Raw genomic sequence first — 19,060 nt, 5'->3', positions numbered from 1 at the left:
ATGAGGAGTACACAGTGAGCTTCTTCAGCCTTGACGCTCCAGGGTGAGGATGGCTTTTGCGATTGACGTCATGCGGTTTGGACTGCATCGGAATCTGCGGAAGATCCGCCAGGATTTCAAGCGGGCGACGCCGCCCTCGACCGGTGCCCGTGCCGCGGCCAGGGCCCGGTTGACGGTCTTCTCGGTGGGGGTGAGTTCCTGCAGGGGCCTGCGTTTGATGCCGGTGGTCAGCCAGGGGCCGCCACCCTGGTAGGCGAGGTCGGCCAGGATGGGGACGCCCTGGCGCTCGCAGATGCGGATGATCAGGTGGGTGCGGGCAGCGGTCGTGAGCCCGGCCCGGCAACGCCGGTGAGAGCCACAGCAGCCGCCCACCTGGATCGGTCACCACCTGCACGTTCACCCCGTGCCGGCGGTGCTTGTGTGGGAGTAGTCGGCCCGTCCGTCGCCCCCGGTCGCACTCGGCGAGAGTGCCGTCCAGCAGGACGAAGTCCGCATCGGCCTCGCGCAGGACCTTCTGCAGACCCGGCGCACGGTCGGCGAGCAGATGGATGACCGCGCTGGTGTAGGCGTGGGCGGTGGACTCGCTGATCCCCAACCCGGCAGCGATCTTCGCCAGGGTCGTGGTGTTCGCGCAGGTACACCAGCGACGAGCATGGTGACCCACTCCACGAGCGCATGGGGCAGGTCGAGTGTGGGAGGATAGATGACCAACGAGGCCCCCGAGCAGCGTGGTTGAGACGCCAGACATCTCGATCAACAGCTCGGGGGCCTCGTTCGTTGCGCTTCGTGGACCGTCACCGATCGGTGGTCAGCTCGAAGAAGCTCAGCGATCTCTAGTCGCGGCCGAGGTATCCCGAGAACTGCTCGCCAACGGCGAAGTTTTTGAAGGAGAGCGGGCAACTGGTAGTGGAGGCCAAGACCTGGTCCGCTGTGGCCGCTGCGGTGAAGGAGAACGTAGATGTAGTGGGCAGTCCGGACACCCCCAGCCAGAACGACAGGCCGTTGATACCGCCACTAAGCAGCTTGCCGTGCGGAAGCCGAAGACGCACGCGGGGCGTGGGTGACAGAGAGGTCTCGTCCCAAGCGGTGCTGCCGCTGATGGGTACCCCCCAGCGGACGCCACTTCCCATCCTCGGGTTCGGCATGAACTTCGCCCCAGTTGGTCCCTTGACCTCAAGGGTGAGGCAGATTTCGGTGAACTCCACGTTCTTGTACGCCGCTGGCACGATGACGTCGATGTACATCTCCGCATCCAAATTCGCCGGCTTGGGCGGTGGCGTGACGAATTTTCGGAGCCCCGTTGTACCGATGAAGAGGATTTCAGACCTGCAGTTCGGATCTTGCTTGGTGTAGCTGGCCGTCATGGAAGCCTCCTTCCAGATGCCCGGGCACACTCGCCGGGCGATACCACCTGTGGAAGCACTGAAGTGGCCGACGCCTGCGGTGCAGCGGACGTTCTGGGGCTGCGGCCCTCGCCGTCGCTGTCCGGCTTACGCGGAACACTTCCATGTAAACACCGCTGAGGAAGCGCTGCCAGCCGAGGGCGGTGAGACGGCCTAGTACTCCAGTCGCGTTTCTCCATTTGTGCTGGTCAGCGCCTGGGTTTCGAGTCTATGTGACTGACACACCATCAGGGGATTGGTTCGTGACTCACCCGATCGAAGTGCGTTGAGCCGGTCAAGTGACAGCGTTCCGGCCGTTGCGCGGCAAGAGATTGCGGGCCTTCGTACCCGCTTTCTGCCGTCTGATCATCTTCTTCGACGGATACGATGTCTCAGTTTTCGGCGCCACCGCCCCAGAACTGTTGAAGTATCCGCAATGGGATCTCGACGCGGCAGAGGTCGGGGGGATCGCGAGTCTCGGCCTGATTGGTCTGTTGCTCGGAGCGCTGCTGTGTGGTTTCGCGACGGACCTGTTGGGCCGCAAACGTATGGTTATTTTCTGTACCAGTTGGTTCTCCGTGTTCATGCTCGCTTGCGCTGCCGCACCGACGAGCGAGCTGTTCGGACTGTTCCGCTTTCTCGGCGGTGTCGGCCTCGGCGGCGTGATACCCGTCTGTATCGCGCTGGCCGTCGGATTCATGAACAACCAACAGCAGATACTGGGCTAAGGGGTATTCGTCGGCCCCGCCGTCACAGTGCGGGAAGAGTTACTTGCCCAGTCGACGGGCAACCGCGGCATCGGCACGCTCGGTGGCGTGATCGTGCGAAATGGCGGCTAGTCGTCTCCGAGGGGTGCGATACGAACGACTTCCGCCGGCCGCCGAGCATCCCGTCCACTTCCGCGGCCCTACCGGTTATCCAGGTGCTGGTGGGAGGTTCCATGTTGCTTGAGGGCCTGGTAGTGGTTCGCCAGGGCGTGGAACGCTTCCTTCGGTTCCCAGGGCATGTCGGGATACGTACGCAAGTCCGCCGGGTAGTCGCTGTGTTCGTCGAGGATCTTGACGATGCCGTAGGAGGCGAGGTCGGGGTCCGGGCCGGACAGACGGTGCGGGGTGCCGTAGCCGGCGAAGCTGAACCAGAAGACGGAGTCGACCCCTTCCTCCTCGAAGAGGGGCATCAGGTCGTCGAGGTAGCGGACCTGCTCGCTCTCGTCGTGCACCAGGTCCGGCTTGGGGGTGACCCCGTCCGGTTCCATGGCCACGTACCAGCCCGAGCCGCCGTAGTCGCCCGCCCCACGGAAGGTGCAGCAGCCGACTTCCATGACGGCGACGGGCTTGCCGTGGACGAACTCCTTGCGCAGGTCGTCGCGGTAGGTGGCGGCGTTGCGCAGGCCCCGGAAGGCGTCCAGGCCGACGATGTCGAACGGGCTCCAGTCCACGCCGTCCAGGGGGCACGAGGCGTAGCTGACCGGTCCGCCGAAGAGGGGGCGGACGGTGCGGACGACCTCGCCGAGGAAGGCGTTGACCTTCTCGGGGAGAGGCCGGAGCGCGGCCTCGCGGTCGGGGCCGGCCAGCACCGGGATGCGCTCGTTGAAGGTGTCGCCGGGCAGGTACCCGCGGGCGAACAGGCTCAGTTCGCAGCCGGTGACCAGGACGACGTCGGTGCCGTCCCGGCGCAGCCGTTCGGCTCGCTCGGCACAGTCGGCGAAGTACGGCAGCATCTGTTCGTCGGTCATCTCGCACGGGAACGGCGAGAACCAGACCTCCAGCCCGGCGGCCGCCGCATGCCGCGCGGTGGTCTCGATCCGGTCCGGGTCGCCGCCGGTGATGCGGATCGCGGTGCAGTGCAGATCGTCGGCGACGACCCGCATGTCCCGCGCGACGACGTCGGCGTCGAAGACGGGACGCGAGGTGTCGCCGTTGGGAAAGGTGCCGGTGTCGTAGTGGATGCCCTTGCCTCGCATGCCTTGCGCCTCCGATAGCAATCCGCGTGTTGCCTACAGCGCGATCGTCAAGTCTCCAGCGGCGTCAGAGTCAAGGCGGGATGATGCTCAGCCGTTTGGAGCCGACGAGATCAAGCCCTCGCCTAGCATGCGGCGGCACCGCACTACAGCCCACCAGTCACGGAACCTCACTGATCACCGGACCTCGCTCGGCAGCGAACCCCGCGACCCACCGGGTGGTGCTGCGCACGGAGCTGGCCCTCACCGAGCCGGAGACGCACCGCCTGGAATTCGGCTGCGCGGGACGCTTCGACGTGAGCCTGGACGGCGTCGTTCCGCCGCCTGGTCCCGAGGCTGAGAGGCCACCGGCCGCCCGGCCTGCGGTGAAGGTATGGCGAGGTGGAGGCCGAGCTACTTCCAAGCGACGGACATTGCAGTCCGGCGCCTGATCTCCGCGCACCCCGAGGACTACAACCGCCTCCTGGAGGAGGCGAAGCACGAGCTGCCGCAGGGCCCCTGTGAGAGCTGTGCCTACTTCGGCGCCGCAACGTTGGAGCTGGCGGATCTCCTCGGCCACGACAAACAGGGGCACCAGGTGTTCCGAGCCCTGTGGTCGCGCCAGATCCACAGCATGGAAGAACTGCTCCGCGCTGTCGACGGCGACCTGGGGCTGCATTACCTGCATGCCAGGGCTGGGCATGGGCGGGCTGGAGCGCATCCATGACGGGTACGTCAGCTGGAGCAGCTCGGGACCCGGCCAGGCCCGGTGTTCCTGTGACCCTGACTCGCCTGCCGTCGGCCGGTGACGCGGCAGTGACGCCGGAGTGACGCGGGGTCGGCCATGATCGCGCAATGCGGACAGACAACGGCATGCGCCGATGACCGGGCGTACGGACGCGGTCCGGACTCCCCGCGGCGCGCTGGTCGGGGTCGACCCGGCCAACCCGCTGGCCGGCCTGGTGGTGTTCCAGTACAACCCCGACGAGATGACCCGGCGACTGGTCGCCCGGACACCGGAGGGCGACGAAGGGGCCGGTGGTGCCCGCAGCGAGGCGCTGCGTCTCACCGGGGCCCCGATCGAGACGATCAGCCTGGCGGTCGAGGTGGACGCCACCGACCAGTTGGCGGACGCTGACCCGGAGGCCGTACTCCTCGGCATCCACCCCCAGTTGGCGGCGCTCGAGATGCTGCTCTACCCCAAGAGCTCGGTGGTCCTGGAGAACATGGCGCTGACGGCGGTCGGCACCATCGAACTGGTACCGACGGAGGCGCCGCTCACTCTCCTGGTCTGGGGAGCCGGCCGGGTCCTCCCGGTGCGGCTGACCTCCTTCTCGATCACCGAGCAGGCGTACGACACCCAGCTCAACCCGATCCGGGCCCGGGCGGACCTGGAACTGCGGGTGCTCTCCTACAGCGATCTGTCGGTCACCAGTCCTGGACACCATCTCTTCCTGGCCCACCAGATCGCCAAGGAGACCATGGCCACCCTCTCCGCCCGGTCGGCGGCGGGCCGGGCCGTGACCGGCGGCATCGGAGGGGTGTTCCGTTGACCGATCCGACCAGCCGGTACGCCTCGTCGGACGTGGTGACCGCCACCGTCCCGGACGGCACCGGCGGCAGCCGCGAGGTCCGCTGTCTGAGCCGCAGGCTGCTCCCCATGCCGGGCAACGCGCACACCCTCACCGAGCACACGGTCGTCCCCGGGGACCGACCGGACACGATCGCCGCCGCCGGTCTGGGCGACCCCGCTCAGTTCTGGCGGATCTGCGACGCGTATCCGGTGATCCATCCGGACGAGCTCACCGCCGCCGACCGGGTCGGGACCCGGATCCGGATCCCGTTCCCCCTGCCGTGACCGCGCCCGTGCCGCCGTACCGGCCCGTGGAACCCGTGGAAGGAGGGAGACCATGGCCCTGCTGAGCTCCTACCTCACCGTGCTCCTCGGCCCCACGGTGCCCGTACCCGCGCCGCCACGGCTGGTGGAGAACCTCCAGCAGGTGCAGGTCACCATGTCCGACAGTGCCAGATCCGGCTTCCAGCTGGTCATCGCCGCCGGACGCGGCGGTCCGGCGGGTGCGCTCGACCACCCACTGCTCACCGAGCGGTATCTGCAGCCGTTCGACCGCGTGGTGCTCGTCCTGACGCTCCACGGCACACCCACGGTGCTGATGGACGGGGTCATCACCCATCGGGAACTCACCCCGGGCTCGACCTCGGGTTCCGCCACCTTGACCGTCACCGGGGAGGACCTCGGCGTACTGATGGACCTGGAGGAGCGGACCGCGGAGTATCCGGCGCAGGACGAGGCCGCCATCGCCGCCCGGCTGATCCTGAGGTACGCCCGCTACGGGTTGGTGCCCCAAGTGGTCCCGCCGCCGGTGATCGACCTGTCGCTCCCGATCGAGCACATCCCGGTCCAGCGGGGCACGGACCTCGCCCAACTCACCGCGATGGCCAGGCGCTTCGGCTATGTCTTCCACATCACCCCGGGCCCGCTACCGCTCACCAGTACCGCCTACTGGGGTCCACCGACCCGGGTGGGCAGACCGGCACCGGCGCTCTCGGTCGACTTCGGGCCGGCGACCAATGTCGAGCAGCTCGCCTTCAGGTCCGACGCCCTGGCCGCCACCGAGGTCCGCGGCCGGGTCCAGGACCGGCTCACCGACACGGTGATCCAGGTCCGCAGTGTCGGCAGCACCCGGCCGCCGCTGGCGGCGGAACCCGACTGGCTGGTCAACCGGCATGTGCGCACCACCCTGCTGGACGGGAGCGGTATGACCGCCCCGCAGGCGTTCGGCCAGGCTCAGGGCAGGGCCGAGGCGTCCAACGACGGCTCGCTCACGGCCACCGGCCGCCTCGACACCGAGCGCTACGGTGCGCTGCTCCCGGCCAGGGGCCTGGTGGGCGTACGAGGGGCGGGCTGGTCGCACGACGGTCTGTACCAGGTCAAGCAGGTCACCCACTCGATCGCCCGAGGGCGGCACACCCAGGAGTTCACGCTCACCCGGGAAGGCGTCGGCTCCACCACTGCGGTGGTGCGGCCATGAAGCGCCAGGAGCGGGTGAACGGGTCCGGACCGACCGGACAGGGCAACGGAGGAGCCTCATGAACCAGCACTTCGGCAAGTACCGGGGCAAGGTCAGCAACAACGCCGACCCGATGCTGCGGGGCCGCGTCCAGGTCAGCTGCCCCGATGTGCTCGGCGACGCGACAGCCCTGTGGGCGCTGCCCAGCGTGCCGTACGCCGGGCCTGGCGTCGGTCTGCTCGCCGTCCCCCCGATCGGGGCCGATGTATGGGTCGAGTTCGAGGCCGGCGACCCGGCTCTGCCGATCTGGGGCGGCTGCTTCTGGGGAAGCGGCCAGGCACCCGGCGCCGGCCCCGCCACCAAGGTGTTCAAGACCGACGGAGTGAGCCTCACGGTCAACGACCTGCCGGGATCGGGTGGTGTGACCCTGGAGGTCGGACCACCCGCGGTCTCCACACCGCTGACCATCTCCCTGACGGCCGCCGGCATCGAACTGTCCAACGGAGCCGCGAGCGTCAAGCTGACCGCGGCCTCCGTGTCGGTCAACGACGGCGCCCTGGAGGTCGTCTGATGCCAGGTCAGCTGATGCATCTCGGCGCGACGGTCATGTGTGCGCACTCCGGCCCCGCGCAGCCCACCAAGACCGAGCCCCGGGTGCTGGTCAACGGCATGCCGGCGGTGACAGCGGTGGCACCGTACACGGTCACGGGCTGCACACTGCTGCAACCCCCCGGTCCCTGCCTCACCGCCCAGTGGGTGTCCACCGCCATGCGCGTGCGGATCGGCGGGGCCCCCGCCCTGCTGTCCGACGGCAGGGCCCAGTGCACACCCACCGGCACCCCGCTGACCGTGTCGGCCACCCAGACCAGGGTGAAGGGGACCTGAGGTGAACATCGGCTTCCCCTTCCGGATCGGCCCCGGCGGCAGGACCGCCCTGGTGGACGAGGAGCAGTACATACGCGACCTGATCGAGCAGGTGCTGTTCACCGCCCCCGGCGAACGGGTCAACCGTCCCACCTTCGGCAGCGGCCTCCACCGACTCGTCTTCGAACCCTCCGGCGGCGAACTGGCGACCGCGGCCCGGCTCATGGCGCACGGTGCGCTCCAGCAGTGGCTGGGCGACCTCGTCGAGGTGCAGGCCGTGGACATCACCGCGGAGGAGGCCACCCTGCGGGTGACGGTGCGCTACCGGAGCCGCAGCATGGACCGGCCCACCGCCGCTGTGTTCACCCGGGGGCTGCCCCAGTGACGGAAGCCGACGTCCCGAACGACTCCGATCCCCGCCCACCGCGCCCCCTGCCGACCGCCCCCGTCTCCACCCCGCCGACCGACTACCTCCAGCGGGACTACGCGGGGCTGCGCCGAATGCTGCTCGACCGGCTGTCGCTGCTGCTGCCCGGCTGGACCGACCGAGGGCCCGCCGACCCGGCGGTCACCCTGGTCGAGCTCTTCGCCTACCTCGGCGACCAACTCGCCTACGCACAGGACGCCGTGGCCACCGAGGCCTACCTCGGCACCGCCCGGCGCCGGGTCTCGGTGCGCCGCCACGCCCGGCTGCTCGACTATTCGATGCACGAGGGCGCCGCGGCCAGGACCTGGCTGACGGTCCAGGTCGACGAAGCCACGGCCGGGCTGGGACTGGGCGTTGACACCGAGATCGGCACCGATGACGGCAGCGTGGTCTTCCACACCCTGCACCCCGTCGAACTCCGGGCCGCCCGCAACACCATCGAGATCTACACCGCGGACGAGGAACGCGGCATCCTGCCCGCCGGAGCCAGCACCGCACTCCTGGTCGGCAGCAACACGACGCTCGAACTACGCGCCGGGGACGTGCTGCTGTTCGAGGAGGTGCTCGGCAGCGGCGGCGACCCCGCCGGCGCCGATCCGGCCCACCGCTGGGCCGTACGTCTCAACGCAGACCCGCTGCCGCAGCGGGACTCCGGCACCGACCTGCTGCGGGTGAGCTGGGACCAGGAGGACGCACCGCCCTTCCCCCTGCGACTGTGGCGGTTCCCCGGTGAGGGTGACACCACTGTCGGGGCCACCGTGGTCCGCGGCAACGTCGTACTGGCCGAGCACGGCGCCCTGGTCGGCCCCGAACCGCCGGCCCCCGCCGAGGTGCCGACCCGGGGCCGGTACCGCCCCCGGCTGGTCCACGCCGGGCTGACCCATGCTGTGCCCTACGACCACCGTCGGGCCACCGCACGGCCCGCCACGGACGCGCTCACGATCCGGCCCGCCGAGGCGGTGCCCGTGATGGTCCGGCTGCACGACGGCGCCACCTCCTGGACCGTGGTGCCCGATCTGCTCTCCGGCAGCCGCTTCGCACCGGAGTACACCGTGGAGACCGACGACGACGGCCAGGCCCATCTGCGCTTCGGCGACGGTGTGCACGGCCGCGCCCCCGCACCCGGGACCACGTTCACTGCGACCTACCGGACCGGCGGCGGACGTGCGGGCAACGTCGGCCGCGACACCCTCACCCGGCCGGCGCAACCCCTCCGCGGCGTCACCGTCCGCAACCCGATGCCCGCGCGGGGCGGAGCCGACCCCGAACCGGTGGAACAGGTGCGGCAGTGGGCACCGCAGGCGTTCCGGGGCCGGCAACGGGCGGTCACCGACGACGACTACGCGGAGGTCGCCGGACAGCATCCGCAGGTCCGGCAGGCGGTCGCGAACCGGCGCTGGACCGGCTCCTGGTACACCGAGACCGTCACCGTCGACCGCACCGGCGGCCTCACCCCCGACCAGTACTTCCGCCGCCAGGTCGGCAGCCGTCTGGAGCGCTACCGGATGGCCGGGGAGGACGTCCGGGTGACCGCTGCCGTCCCGGTGGCGCTGGACATCGTGATCACCGTACGGGTCGCCCCCGGCCATCTCCGCGGCGAGGTCAAACGGGCCCTGCAGGACGTCTTCACCGCCGGACAGCGATCCGACGGCACACCCGGCTTCTTCCACCCCGACCGCTTCGCCCTCGGCGCGCCGGTCCACCTCAGCCAGGTGGTGGAGGCGGCCATGGGCACGCACGGGGTGCTGTGGGTCGACACCGATGGCACACCGCCCAGACCCAACCGCTTCGGGCGCTGGGGACAACCGTCCGCCGGGGAACCGAGGCAGGGCCGGATCCTGATCGGGCCGCACGAGGTGGCTCGCTGCCTCAGTGACCCGAACCTGCCGGAGCACGGCCGGATCGACTTCATCATGGAAGGCGGCTCATGAGCACCCCCGTACCCGGCGGGGCTCCCGGGGTGCCCAACCCGCCGGGGCGCCCGGCCCTCTCGTACCGGATCACCACCCACGGCGACACCCTCGCGCGGAGCCTGGCCGAGGTGTCGCAACGGCTGCCAGGACTCACCACGCACAGCACGGACGACCCCGCCGTCGCCCTGCTGGACGCCTGGGCCTCGGTCGCCGACATCGTGGCCTTCTACCAGGAGCGGATCGCCAACGAGGGCTTTCTGCGCACCGCCACCGAACGCAGATCGGTGCTGGAACTCGCGCGGTCCATCGGCTACGAGCTGCGGCCCGGAGCGGCAGCCTCCGCCTACCTCTCGTTCACCGTGGAGGACACCCCGGGGGCGCCCGGCCACGCCGTCGTACCCGCGGGCACACCGGTGCAGAGCATCCCCGGCCAGGGAGAACTGCCGCAGACCTTCGAGACCGCGGCGGAACTCCAAGCTGTCGCCGAGCACAACGCGATCCGCCTGCCGCTGCGCGAGCCGCAGTGGGTCACCAGTAACACCACCGTCCTCCACCTGGCCGGAACCACCACCGGACTGCGCCCCGGCGACGGTCTGCTGATCCGCTCCGCCATGCAGCCGGAAGCCTGGCGGTTCCGCATCCTGCACACCGTCAATCCGCTGCCCACCGACCCGGCCGGACGCCCGCCGATCACCGTGGTCAGCTGGGAGCAGCACCTCGACCTCGCCCCCTCGCAGGTCATCGAGGTGCACGCCCTACGGCTGCGGGCCTCGATCTTCGGCCACAACGCCCCCGACTGGCGGACCATGCCGGCCTCGGTCCGGGAGAGCTACCTCGCGGCAGCCGGCCAGGGGGGCACGCCCGCATCCGCCACACAATGGCCCCGCTTCGCCCTCACCGACCCGCCCGAAGGGGCTGACGGACCGGTGATCGACCTCGATGCCGCTCATCCCGCGCTGCTCCCCGGCTCCTGGCTGGTGCTCCGGGCACCCGGAGTGCGGGACGAGGTGTACCAGGTCGTCGCTGCCGACCAGTCCGCCGCGGCGGACTTCACCCTGACCTCCACCACCACCCGGCTGCGGCTGCGGGGCACCGGGAAGGTGTCACAGTTCGACCGCCGCGCCACCGTGGTCCACGCCCAGTCCGAGCAACTTGAGGTCGCCGACGAACCCCTCAACACTCCGGTGACCGGAAACACCCTTCGGTTCGAATATCCCGTGACACTGCAAGCCGGGGCACCCATCGTGGTCACCGGCACCACCCTCGTGGGTGTCCAGACCACCGCGGTCCACCTGATCGACGCCGTGACGGACGCCGGCACCTCGATCGTCCTCGACCGGCCCCTGGAGCACCCGCTCAACCGGGCCTCCGTGCTGCTGCTCGGCAATGTCGTCGCCGCGACCGCCGGGCAGTCCACCGAAGAGGTGCTCGGCAGCGGTGACGGCAGGGCCACCCACCAGCGGTTCACCCTGCTGCACAAAGACCTCACCCATGTGCCCGCGCCGACCGCGAGCGGGGTGCGCGACACCCTGGCCGTCCAGGTCGACGGCGTCACCTGGACCGAGGCCTCCTCCCTGTTCCCCCTCGGCCCGCACGACCGGTCCTATGTGGTGCGGATCCAGGACGACGCCACCGCGACCGCGGTCTTCGGCGACGGTGAACGCGGCGCCCGGCTGCCGTCCGGGCAGGAGAACGTCCACGCCACCTACCGCACCGGCATCGGCCCCGAGGGCAACGTCGGGGCCGGCTCCCTCTCACTGCTCGTGAAACGGCCACTCGGCATCCGGGCTGTCTCCAACCCCCTGGCGGCGACGGGCGGTACGGCCCCCGAGCGGCCGGACGACGTACGAACCCGGGCGCCGCTGACCGTCCGCACCTTCGGCCGGGTCGTCTCCCTGGACGACCACGAGGCCTTCGCCCGGAACTTCACCGGGATCGCCAAGGCCAGGGCGACCGTGCTGAGCCCGGCTCCGATGCCCTTCCTCCACCTCACCGTGGCGGCCCCGGACGGCGCCGTCCCCGACGACACCCTGACGGACCTGCGGGCCGCCCTCGAAGCCGACGGCCTCCCCGGCCGCCGACTCGGCCTGGACAGCTACCTGGAGCTGCCCTTCACCCTCGCCGTCGCGATCCTGCCCGCACCGGACCGTGATCCGGACACCGTGTCCGGCGCGGTCGAGCACGCCCTGGCACAGCTGTACTCCTTCGAGCGGCGCGACTTCGCGCAGCCCGTGACCGCCGCCGAAGCGATCGCCACCGCCCAGCGGGTTCCCGGGGTGGTGGCCGCCAACCTGACCGCACTCCATCTGACGGGCGAGCCGGCCGCAGTGGCATCCCTGCTGCTCGCCCGCGGGGCCCGCCTCGACGCCGGGGGCACGGCCGTCCCCGCTGAACTGCTGGTCCTGAAGGGGCTTTCCGTGCAGGTGATGACGTCATGAGCGAGGACCGGCCGGTGTACGACCTGCTGCCCGCCGTGCACCGCAACCGCGACGCCGAACTCGGCCACCCGCTGCGCGCCCTGCTCGAACCGGTCGAGGAGGAACTGCGCAGACTGCGGGAGGACATCGACGGGCTCTACGACAACTGGTTCGTGGAGACCTGCGCCGAATGGGTGCTGCCCTACCTCGGCGACCTGCTCGGCGTCGAACCCGTGGCCGCGTCACCGGACGGAGCAGCGCCCAGACGGGCCTTCATCGCCAACACCCTCCGCCACCGGCGGCGCAAGGGCACCCCCGCCACCCTGGAACAGGTGGCCCAGGACATCACCGGGCTGCCCGCCAAGGTCGTGGAGTACTTCCAACTGCTCGGCACCACCCAGCACGTCAACCATCCACGCCTCGGCAATGTACGCACCCCCGACCTGCGGGACACCGGGCGGCTCCAGCTGCTCGGCACCCCCTTCGACCAGGTGGCCCGCACCGCCGACGTCCGCCATGTCGACCGCGGGCGCGGCCGGTACAACCTCGGCGCGGTCGGGCTCCATCTGTGGCGGCTCAGCTCCCACCCGTACACCGACGTCGACGCTCGCGCCGTGGACGCCGCCGCGGGCCGCTGGACCTTCGACCCGGCAGGCCGCGACCTGCCGCTGTTCACCCGGCGACGTAGCGGCCCCACCAGCGAGACGGAGATTCCGGCGCCACTGCACCGCCTGACGCTCCATCAGCACATGGAGCAGCTCCTCTCCGGACCCGACCCGGTGTTCCGGTTCAACCTGCCCGAAGCCCATCGGCTGATCGCCGCCGACCTCAGCGAATGGACCCGGCCGCCCGCAACCACCGACGGCCCTCCATGGGTAGCCGTCGACCCGCTGCTGGGCAGGTTCACCCTGCCGCCCGGGACGGAACCGGACCGGGTGCGGGTCGACTTCAACCAGGGGAGCCCCGGCGACATCGGTGCCGGTCCCCACGACCGGCGGGCAACCCTGGCCACCGCGCTCGCAGCCGCCGGAACACCCTGGCCGGACACCGTCGACTGGCAGATCGGAGTGAGCCGCAACCACGCCCAGGACCAGCCCGGACCCTCCGACGGGCGAGTGGTCGCCACCCTCGGCGAGGCCGTGCAGGCCTGGAACACCCGGCCGAATCAGGCACCGGGACAGACCGGGGTCATCGTGGTGACGGACAGCGCCACCTACCGCGAGAACCTCACGGGCAAGCGGGCGATCAAGATCCCCCCGGGCAGCCGGCTGCTGCTGGTCGCCGCCCACTGGCCGTCCGGCCGCACCCCTCAGCCATCGGACGCGTCCCCCTCCGCTCCGGGCCCCTTCGCGGCCGCCGGACCCCGGCCGCACCTGGCCGGCTCGCTGGAGGTGGTTGCCTCCGGCGGACGGGCCGCCCGCCCGGGCGAACTGATCCTGGACGGCCTGTCGGTCGAAGGAGGGCTCACTGTCAGGCCCGGCGACCTGGACAGCCTGGTGGTCGCCGACTGCACTCTCACCGGCCAGCTGCGGGCCACCGGCAACCCCCGGCTGACCGTACGACTGCTCCGTACCGTCTGCGCCGGGTTGCGGCTGGGCGGCACACTGCCCGGCCTCCGCCTGTCGGACAGCATCCTGCGCGAGGGGGTGGACGCTGCCCCCACAAACGTCGAGATCGAGGCGTGCACGATCCTCGGCAAAACGCGCGCCCGCACTCTGACGGCCAACAACAGCATCCTGCACGGCGGCGTCACGGTCAGCGAGAGCGGCCAGGGCTACCTGCGGTACAGCTACGCCCCGCTCGAGTCCAACGTCTCCCGGCGCTACCGCTGCCACCCCGCCGACCCGGCGGCCGCCGCCCGGGTGGCCCCGAGCTTCACCTCCGTACAGCAGGGAGCCCCCGGTTTCTGCCGACTGGCTGCGGACGGCCCGAGCGAAATCGCCACAGGCGCGGAGGACGGCGGCGAACTGGGGGCCTTCCACTTTCTGCACCAACCGTGGTCGATGGCCGACCTCACCGCGCAGCTCGACCACTATCTCCGCTTCGGTCTGGAAGCGGGTGTCTTCTTTGCCGACCCGACCGACCCGACCGACGCTTTTCTGGAAGGACAGCAATGAAAGGCGACTTCACCCGGCGGACGTTCCGCAGCGGGAACCACTACCGCGGCGTGCTCATGCAGCAGGGCCGGGTGCAGCTCGACGCCGACTGGAACGAGCAGTTGGACATCCAGCTCCACCACGACGAGACCACCGCGCGGGACGCCATCGGCGTCCACGGCGGACCGCAGGACGCCGCCGGATTCGCGATCACCGACCCCAAGGGCGGCGAACCCCACGCCTGCCTTCCGACGGACCTGCTGCTGACCAAGGGCCGCTACTACGTCGACGGCATTCTCTGCGAGAACGAGGAGCTGGTGGGGTTGGCGCACCAGCCCGACCCACCGGAGCTGGAGCTGCCAGGGGCCGACGGCCGGTACGTCGCCTATCTGGACGTCTGGCGGGAGCACCTCACCGCCCTGGAGCGGCCCGAACTGCGCGAGGTCGCTCTCGGCGGCCCGGACACGGGCACCAGAAATCGTACGGTGTGGCAGGTCCGCCTGGAGCGGTTGGCCAACCCCGAGGCCACCCCCGACCAGGTCGCCCCACCCTGGAAACCGCGTGACGGCGGACCCCGCGGGCAGCTCCGCGCGCGGGCGCAGCCACCGGAGGCCGACCCCACGCCGAGCGTCGTCCCGCCGCACGCGGGCTACCGCCGGGTGGAGAACCAGCTGTACCGGGTGGAGATCCACGAGAGCAGTGACGGCAGCCCGTCCTTTGTGTGGTCCCGGGACAACGGCACGGTCGCCGCACGGCTGGTCCGCGTCTCCGACTCATCGATCATTGTCCACTCCCCCGGCCGGGACGAGGCGCTCGGCTTCTCCGAGGGACAGTGGGTGGAAGTGAACGACCAGGCCCGCGCCCGCCGGGGCCTGCACGGCGTCCTGGCCCGACTGGGCGAGGTGTCCGGTACCAAGCTGACGGTTGCCCAGTGGGAGGGCTTTCCGCCCGGGCTGCTCGGCTCCGATGCCGTGGTACGCCGTTGGGACTCCCCGGGGGCGGTGCCGATCACCGGCGACTGGATCGAGCTGGAGGACGGCGTACAGGTCCAGTTCAAGCCGGACGCCTTCCACCGCACCGGCGACTACTGGCTCATCCCGGCCAGGACCGCCGCCCTCTCCCTGACCGACCTCGACTCCGACCTCCCCGGAAACGTCGAATGGCCGCGCGAGGAGGGAGGCGCCCCGATTTTCCAGCTGCCGGACGGCATCGAGCACCACACCGCCGCCATCGCCCTGCTCGACCGCGTCGACGGTCTGTGGACCCGGGTGTACGACTGCCGTGCGCTGTTCGCTCCGCTCGCCGAGGCGAGACCGGACCCCACGTCGATGCGGGCACCGGGCCTCCATGTGAAGTACGTCCGCCTGACGACGCTCGACGGCGAACTGGGCAACGACACCAGCGTCTCCTTCGCGGCCTTCCTCAAGGGCGGTATCGTCATGGGCTTCGACGGCGTCCCGGCCCCCCTGCACCCCACCGGCCAATCCGTGCTCACCGTCACCCTCGACCTGCCCTACCCCCTGTCCCCGGCCGAGCGGAACGCCTGGCAGCTGGGACCCGGCCAGGTCCTGGGCACTCAGCCCCTCGACCTCGCCGGCTTCTTGAAGATGGGCGCCGGCGAAATGCGGTGGCAGCCGGACGGTGTTCTCGAATCGCTGCCCATGATGGTGCGGGTCGGCAAGGAGCTGCCGACCCGCCTCCGCTGCCGCCTCACCCTCAACGGCCGCGCGCTCACCGCTCAGGGGCACCCCGACCGCCTTCTCAACGGCCTCGCCCTCACCCGACCCCGCGCCGACGGCACCATCGAAGTGCTCCTTCCCACCGTCGACGACGTCCGCGGAGCTGACTTCACCTTCTGGTTCTGGATCGAACTCCCCCGCCTCGACGGTGCCTTCGACTCCTCGACATTCGACAAGAGCGTTTTCAGCTAAGGAGAGCCATGTCCCTCGACAAGAACGTCATGAACAAGAACCCCGGCGACCCGATCAAGTCCGCCGACTGGAACGCCCTCGCCTCCGAGACGGTCCGCCTCAACCAGTCGATCGGTTTCCACATGCTGCAGGCGAAGGCCTGGAGCAACGCGACGACATCCACCGACTGGACGCCAGTGATCAATGAGACGGTGAAATTCGACACTCCGACGTCGCTCCTGCTGATCGGACAGGGCCATGGTTCTTCGGACACCCAGCAAATTTCCTTGCGGGTGGCCATCAGGGTCAACGACACGATCCTGGCGTCGGATCCGAACGGGCCCTGGGGCGCGGCTTTTCTCTACTTTGCCAATACCGTGAACAACTGGGTTCCGCTCACCGCGATGGCAGGGTGCCCGGTACCGCAGGGGACGAGCAAGGTCGAGCTCCTCATACGACGTGAAGGCACCACCGGCACGGTGAAAATGAACGCCCCCACCCTCTGGCTGCTCCAACTCGGCACCAGCTGACCGAAGGAAGGCCTGTCATGGCCGTGCACAGATCCAAGGCTCTGCAGCGCGAACCCGAGTCGACCTCGCCGGCGAACCGCCCCGAGGAAGCACACGCCCCCGGGCCGCCCCCTGCCGTCTCGGGGCTCCGCTACTCCTTCGCGAACACGGAGGTTGCCCCCAGCGCACAGGTCCAGAGGGTGCTGAGCTCCCCGGGTCGCCCGTTGGACGAGCCGCTGCGTCAGGAGATGGAGGCCCGCCTCGGCGCGGACTTCTCCACCGTACGAATCCACTCCGACCCTGCCGCCGAACGCTCCGCAGCGGCCGTCCACGCCCACGCCTACACCTATCGCGAACACATCGTCGGCGGTCCAGGCGTTCTGGACCGGCCCGTCATCGCCCATGAACTCACCCATGTGCTCCAGCAGCGCAGCGGCCCCGTGGCGGGCAGCGACCACGGCGACGGGCTGCGGGTGAGCGACCCCTCCGACCGGTTCGAACGCGAGGCGGACGCCAACGCCCGGCGTGTCATGGCCGACCCGGCTACGACCGGGCTGCCATCGATGCCGGCCGTCGTTCGGGCACCGGGGCCCGCCGTGCCGACGAACGCGGTGGTCCTGCAGCGTTACGGCGGCCCGCAGGGCCTTGACCGCGACCTGTCACGTGCGGACGAGAACTGGACGAACTTCCAGCCCCCGACGACCGATTTCCTCGCCTACGTCGCCATCGCGCCGGTCGGTACCCCTCCCACGACCGGCAATCACCACATCGACTATCAGCATGTGGCCATCCGCAGCGTGCACATCAGCGATGTGCGGGGGTACACCAGGTTCGGAACAAAGGGCCAGAAGTCGCACACGACAGCGTGGACCCTCACCCGGCAAGCACTTTCGGGTCTCGCGGGGCTCAACGGGGCCGACTTCGTGGCCTACATCGCAGCCCGCCGCAACGAGCTCGCGAATGTCGCCGTCACCACGGAAACCGCCTCGGTGGCAGGGCAGTTCACGGCGGGGCTGACCGCACTCCAGGATCGCATCAACGACATCACAGTGAACAGCCGACCGCTGCATCTGTGGCAGCCCGCGCTCTCCGGGCTGCTCACCGAGTACGTCAAGACGTACCAACTGAGCCCGATGACCACGTACGCGAACGGCGCCCCGGCGGGACGGAACGAGGCGGACGCCATGGAGACGCTCCGGGACATGGAGTCCAACTCGATGATCGATGTCGCTAGCGCCACATTGGCCGCTGCTCAACTGCAGGACTACATACAAAACGCCAGCCTGCCCGGCACGCATGTCGGGCAGGCCAATCACCATTTCTGGGTGACCTTGTCCACCGCCTTCCCCGGGGTGGCCCAGAGCCTGGCCGCACAGAGCGACGGCGTAGTGCAGAGCAGTAAGGGTCATAAGTTCCCATTCCACTCACAGCCCAGCTCCTTCACGGCGCCCACCCTGGGCACCTCCGTGGCGGACTCCAGTAATTTCACGCTTCCCGCCAGTTCCCCCAGGGCCGGCACCGTGGTCTCCTACCGACTCGCCTCCGGCAGACTCGATGCGGGGTTCGGCGTTGATGCCTTCATCAGCCCCCAGACCATGTCGGATGCTGCTTCCGTCACCCCAGGGTTGGCGAACACCTTCTGGGTCAGCCGCATTCTGTTGAGCAGGACTCAACGCCCGCGGGCCCAGTCGGTTCCGCAACGTGCACATCGTGCAGCCTGGGCTCTGATCCAGAGAGCCACACAGCAGCAAGAGGGAAAGGCAGTCGACGACGTTGTGACGTGGGTTCGGGACGACCTCACCGAGATAAAGAACTACGCTCCGGAAACGAACGTCGCCGATGATTGGAACAGTTTGTTTCAGCAGGTCACGGACCTGTCTGCCCATGGCACAGGAGCAAACCTTCCGGCCTATCAATGGTCGGAGCTGGTGAGTGCGCTGCTTCAGGGATACGTCATGCTCTACAACGCGTCTTCCATCGCCACCGGGAGCCCAACGGCCGGGGAGGATGGCGCCAAAGGCCATGGCGAGCCCGCTCCCCTCGCACTCTTGAAGACCATGGCGGAGACGTACAACGGGGCAACAACTGCGCCCTCGGATGACGAAAAGAGAGACGCTCGCGAGGCGGCGCTGGGGCTGTTCGATTTTTCTTCCCTGCGGACCTCGATGTTGGTCGATCACATGTTTGAAAAGCCGTGGGTGACGTTCGCGACCGTCCTCTACAGCACCACCACGAATGCTCGTTATCTGGCCACCCGGCTGGAAATCGCAGCCAGTATCAATGCGTGGCTGCGGTTTCTTCGAGCCGCATACGGAACTCTCTTCAACCGGGGAGTCCTGGATGACACATCTCTGAGAAACGCCGCCGCCGCGCAACTGACAGCCGACCTCACGCCCTCGGAACGCATGCTTACCGAGCCGAGGACGACCCGCAAACGCCTGAGGCCGGAACCTTCCGTTCCTCAGCGGACACTGGTCCGCCAGCCAGCCCTCAGGGGCGGTGCCAGAAAAAAAGCCAGGAAGCGATGACTTCGAGAGGGGTGAGGGTTGCCCTGACCCCGTCCGGCATGCCGAA

The 19,060-nt window shown here is 69.5% G+C and carries 15 protein-coding genes and 1 pseudogene; 13 read left to right on the top strand and 3 right to left on the bottom strand.

The window, feature by feature from the left end; translation table 11 throughout:
- Positions 1-24: 24 nt before the first annotated feature.
- Together AQJ64_RS16990 and AQJ64_RS49655 are read right to left on the bottom strand one after the other, a co-directional pair.
- A pseudogene (locus AQJ64_RS16990) lies at positions 25-711 on the bottom strand (transposase).
- A 122-nt stretch (positions 712-833) separates the two neighbouring features.
- The gene (locus AQJ64_RS49655) at positions 834-1,364 is read right to left on the bottom strand and encodes a hypothetical protein (RefSeq protein WP_055637146.1); all 531 of its coding nucleotides are present in this window, start codon (positions 1,362-1,364) and stop codon (positions 834-836) included.
- 317 nt (positions 1,365-1,681) lie between these two features.
- On the opposite strand from AQJ64_RS49655, the gene AQJ64_RS16980 reads away from it, so the two are divergent.
- Positions 1,682-2,110, top strand: coding sequence for an MFS transporter (locus AQJ64_RS16980; RefSeq protein WP_055637147.1), 429 nt, complete (start codon positions 1,682-1,684; stop codon positions 2,108-2,110).
- A 179-nt stretch (positions 2,111-2,289) separates the two neighbouring features.
- Here the strand turns inward: AQJ64_RS16980 and AQJ64_RS16975 are convergent, their stop codons facing one another.
- Complete coding sequence (locus AQJ64_RS16975) at positions 2,290-3,345, bottom strand: glycoside hydrolase family 113 protein (RefSeq protein ID WP_055637148.1); 1,056 nt, start codon at positions 3,343-3,345, stop codon at positions 2,290-2,292.
- Positions 3,346-4,202: 857 nt separating this feature from the next.
- Between AQJ64_RS16975 and AQJ64_RS16965 the strand changes: the two genes are divergently transcribed.
- The 12 genes from AQJ64_RS16965 to AQJ64_RS50105 all read left to right on the top strand — a co-directional run bounded on the left by AQJ64_RS16965 (position 4,203) and on the right by AQJ64_RS50105 (position 19,014).
- Positions 4,203-4,874 (top strand): hypothetical protein, encoded by a 672-nt coding sequence (locus tag AQJ64_RS16965; protein ID WP_055637150.1) that lies wholly within the window; start codon positions 4,203-4,205, stop codon positions 4,872-4,874.
- Positions 4,871-5,179, top strand: coding sequence for a LysM peptidoglycan-binding domain-containing protein (locus AQJ64_RS16960; RefSeq protein WP_055637151.1), 309 nt, complete (start codon positions 4,871-4,873; stop codon positions 5,177-5,179). Before AQJ64_RS16965 ends, AQJ64_RS16960 begins: the two co-directional genes overlap by 4 nt.
- Positions 5,180-5,231: 52 nt before the next feature.
- On the top strand, positions 5,232-6,371 hold the full coding sequence (locus AQJ64_RS16955; RefSeq protein ID WP_055637152.1) for a hypothetical protein: 1,140 nt from the start codon (positions 5,232-5,234) through the stop codon (positions 6,369-6,371).
- Positions 6,372-6,429: 58 nt separating this feature from the next.
- Positions 6,430-6,921 carry a phage baseplate assembly protein V gene (locus tag AQJ64_RS16950; protein ID WP_055637153.1) on the top strand — a complete coding sequence of 164 codons (492 nt, stop codon included), beginning with the start codon at positions 6,430-6,432 and terminating at the stop codon, positions 6,919-6,921.
- Entirely contained in the window at positions 6,921-7,235 is a 315-nt protein-coding gene (locus AQJ64_RS16945; RefSeq protein ID WP_055637154.1) for a hypothetical protein, read from the top strand. Before AQJ64_RS16950 ends, AQJ64_RS16945 begins: the two co-directional genes overlap by 1 nt.
- A gap of 1 nt (position 7,236) precedes the next feature.
- Complete coding sequence (locus AQJ64_RS16940) at positions 7,237-7,599, top strand: GPW/gp25 family protein (RefSeq protein WP_055637155.1); 363 nt, start codon at positions 7,237-7,239, stop codon at positions 7,597-7,599.
- The gene (locus tag AQJ64_RS16935) at positions 7,596-9,572 is read left to right on the top strand and encodes a baseplate J/gp47 family protein (RefSeq protein WP_059202750.1); all 1,977 of its coding nucleotides are present in this window, start codon (positions 7,596-7,598) and stop codon (positions 9,570-9,572) included. The genes AQJ64_RS16940 and AQJ64_RS16935 overlap by 4 nt, the downstream gene beginning before the upstream one ends.
- Positions 9,569-11,992: a putative baseplate assembly protein gene (locus AQJ64_RS16930; RefSeq protein WP_055638249.1), complete on the top strand. Its 2,424-nt coding sequence runs from the start codon at positions 9,569-9,571 to the stop codon at positions 11,990-11,992. Before AQJ64_RS16935 ends, AQJ64_RS16930 begins: the two co-directional genes overlap by 4 nt.
- Entirely contained in the window at positions 11,989-14,088 is a 2,100-nt protein-coding gene (locus AQJ64_RS16925; protein WP_055638248.1) for a phage tail protein, read from the top strand. The genes AQJ64_RS16930 and AQJ64_RS16925 overlap by 4 nt, the downstream gene beginning before the upstream one ends.
- Positions 14,085-15,998, top strand: coding sequence for a DUF6519 domain-containing protein (locus tag AQJ64_RS16920; protein WP_055638247.1), 1,914 nt, complete (start codon positions 14,085-14,087; stop codon positions 15,996-15,998). Before AQJ64_RS16925 ends, AQJ64_RS16920 begins: the two co-directional genes overlap by 4 nt.
- A gap of 8 nt (positions 15,999-16,006) precedes the next feature.
- On the top strand, positions 16,007-16,507 hold the full coding sequence (locus AQJ64_RS16915; RefSeq protein ID WP_055638246.1) for a hypothetical protein: 501 nt from the start codon (positions 16,007-16,009) through the stop codon (positions 16,505-16,507).
- Positions 16,508-16,710: 203 nt separating this feature from the next.
- Positions 16,711-19,014 carry an eCIS core domain-containing protein gene (locus AQJ64_RS50105; protein WP_276206737.1) on the top strand — a complete coding sequence of 768 codons (2,304 nt, stop codon included), beginning with the start codon at positions 16,711-16,713 and terminating at the stop codon, positions 19,012-19,014.
- The last annotated feature ends 46 nt before the right edge of the window (positions 19,015-19,060 follow it).

It is taken from the genome of Streptomyces griseoruber, from assembly GCF_001514205.1.
In the GTDB taxonomy this organism is placed as follows: domain Bacteria; phylum Actinomycetota; class Actinomycetes; order Streptomycetales; family Streptomycetaceae; genus Streptomyces; species Streptomyces griseoruber.
Note: the sequence above shows the minus strand (reverse complement) of the source record. Positions and strands in the feature narration are given on the sequence as shown.

What these genes read in the sequence shown, in the direction of transcription:
- AQJ64_RS49655 (WP_055637146.1), bottom strand. Translation starts at nt 1,364, where the DNA reads ATGACGGCCAGCTACACCAAGCAAGATCCGAACTGCAGGTCTGAAATC.
- AQJ64_RS16975 (WP_055637148.1), bottom strand. Translation starts at nt 3,345, where the DNA reads ATGCGAGGCAAGGGCATCCACTACGACACCGGCACCTTTCCCAACGGC.
- AQJ64_RS16965 (WP_055637150.1), top strand. Translation starts at nt 4,203, where the DNA reads ATGACCGGGCGTACGGACGCGGTCCGGACTCCCCGCGGCGCGCTGGTC.
- AQJ64_RS16955 (WP_055637152.1), top strand. Translation starts at nt 5,232, where the DNA reads ATGGCCCTGCTGAGCTCCTACCTCACCGTGCTCCTCGGCCCCACGGTG.
- AQJ64_RS16950 (WP_055637153.1), top strand. Translation starts at nt 6,430, where the DNA reads ATGAACCAGCACTTCGGCAAGTACCGGGGCAAGGTCAGCAACAACGCC.
- AQJ64_RS16945 (WP_055637154.1), top strand. Translation starts at nt 6,921, where the DNA reads ATGCCAGGTCAGCTGATGCATCTCGGCGCGACGGTCATGTGTGCGCAC.
- AQJ64_RS16930 (WP_055638249.1), top strand. Translation starts at nt 9,569, where the DNA reads ATGAGCACCCCCGTACCCGGCGGGGCTCCCGGGGTGCCCAACCCGCCG.
- AQJ64_RS16925 (WP_055638248.1), top strand. Translation starts at nt 11,989, where the DNA reads ATGAGCGAGGACCGGCCGGTGTACGACCTGCTGCCCGCCGTGCACCGC.
- AQJ64_RS16920 (WP_055638247.1), top strand. Translation starts at nt 14,085, where the DNA reads ATGAAAGGCGACTTCACCCGGCGGACGTTCCGCAGCGGGAACCACTAC.
- AQJ64_RS16915 (WP_055638246.1), top strand. Translation starts at nt 16,007, where the DNA reads ATGTCCCTCGACAAGAACGTCATGAACAAGAACCCCGGCGACCCGATC.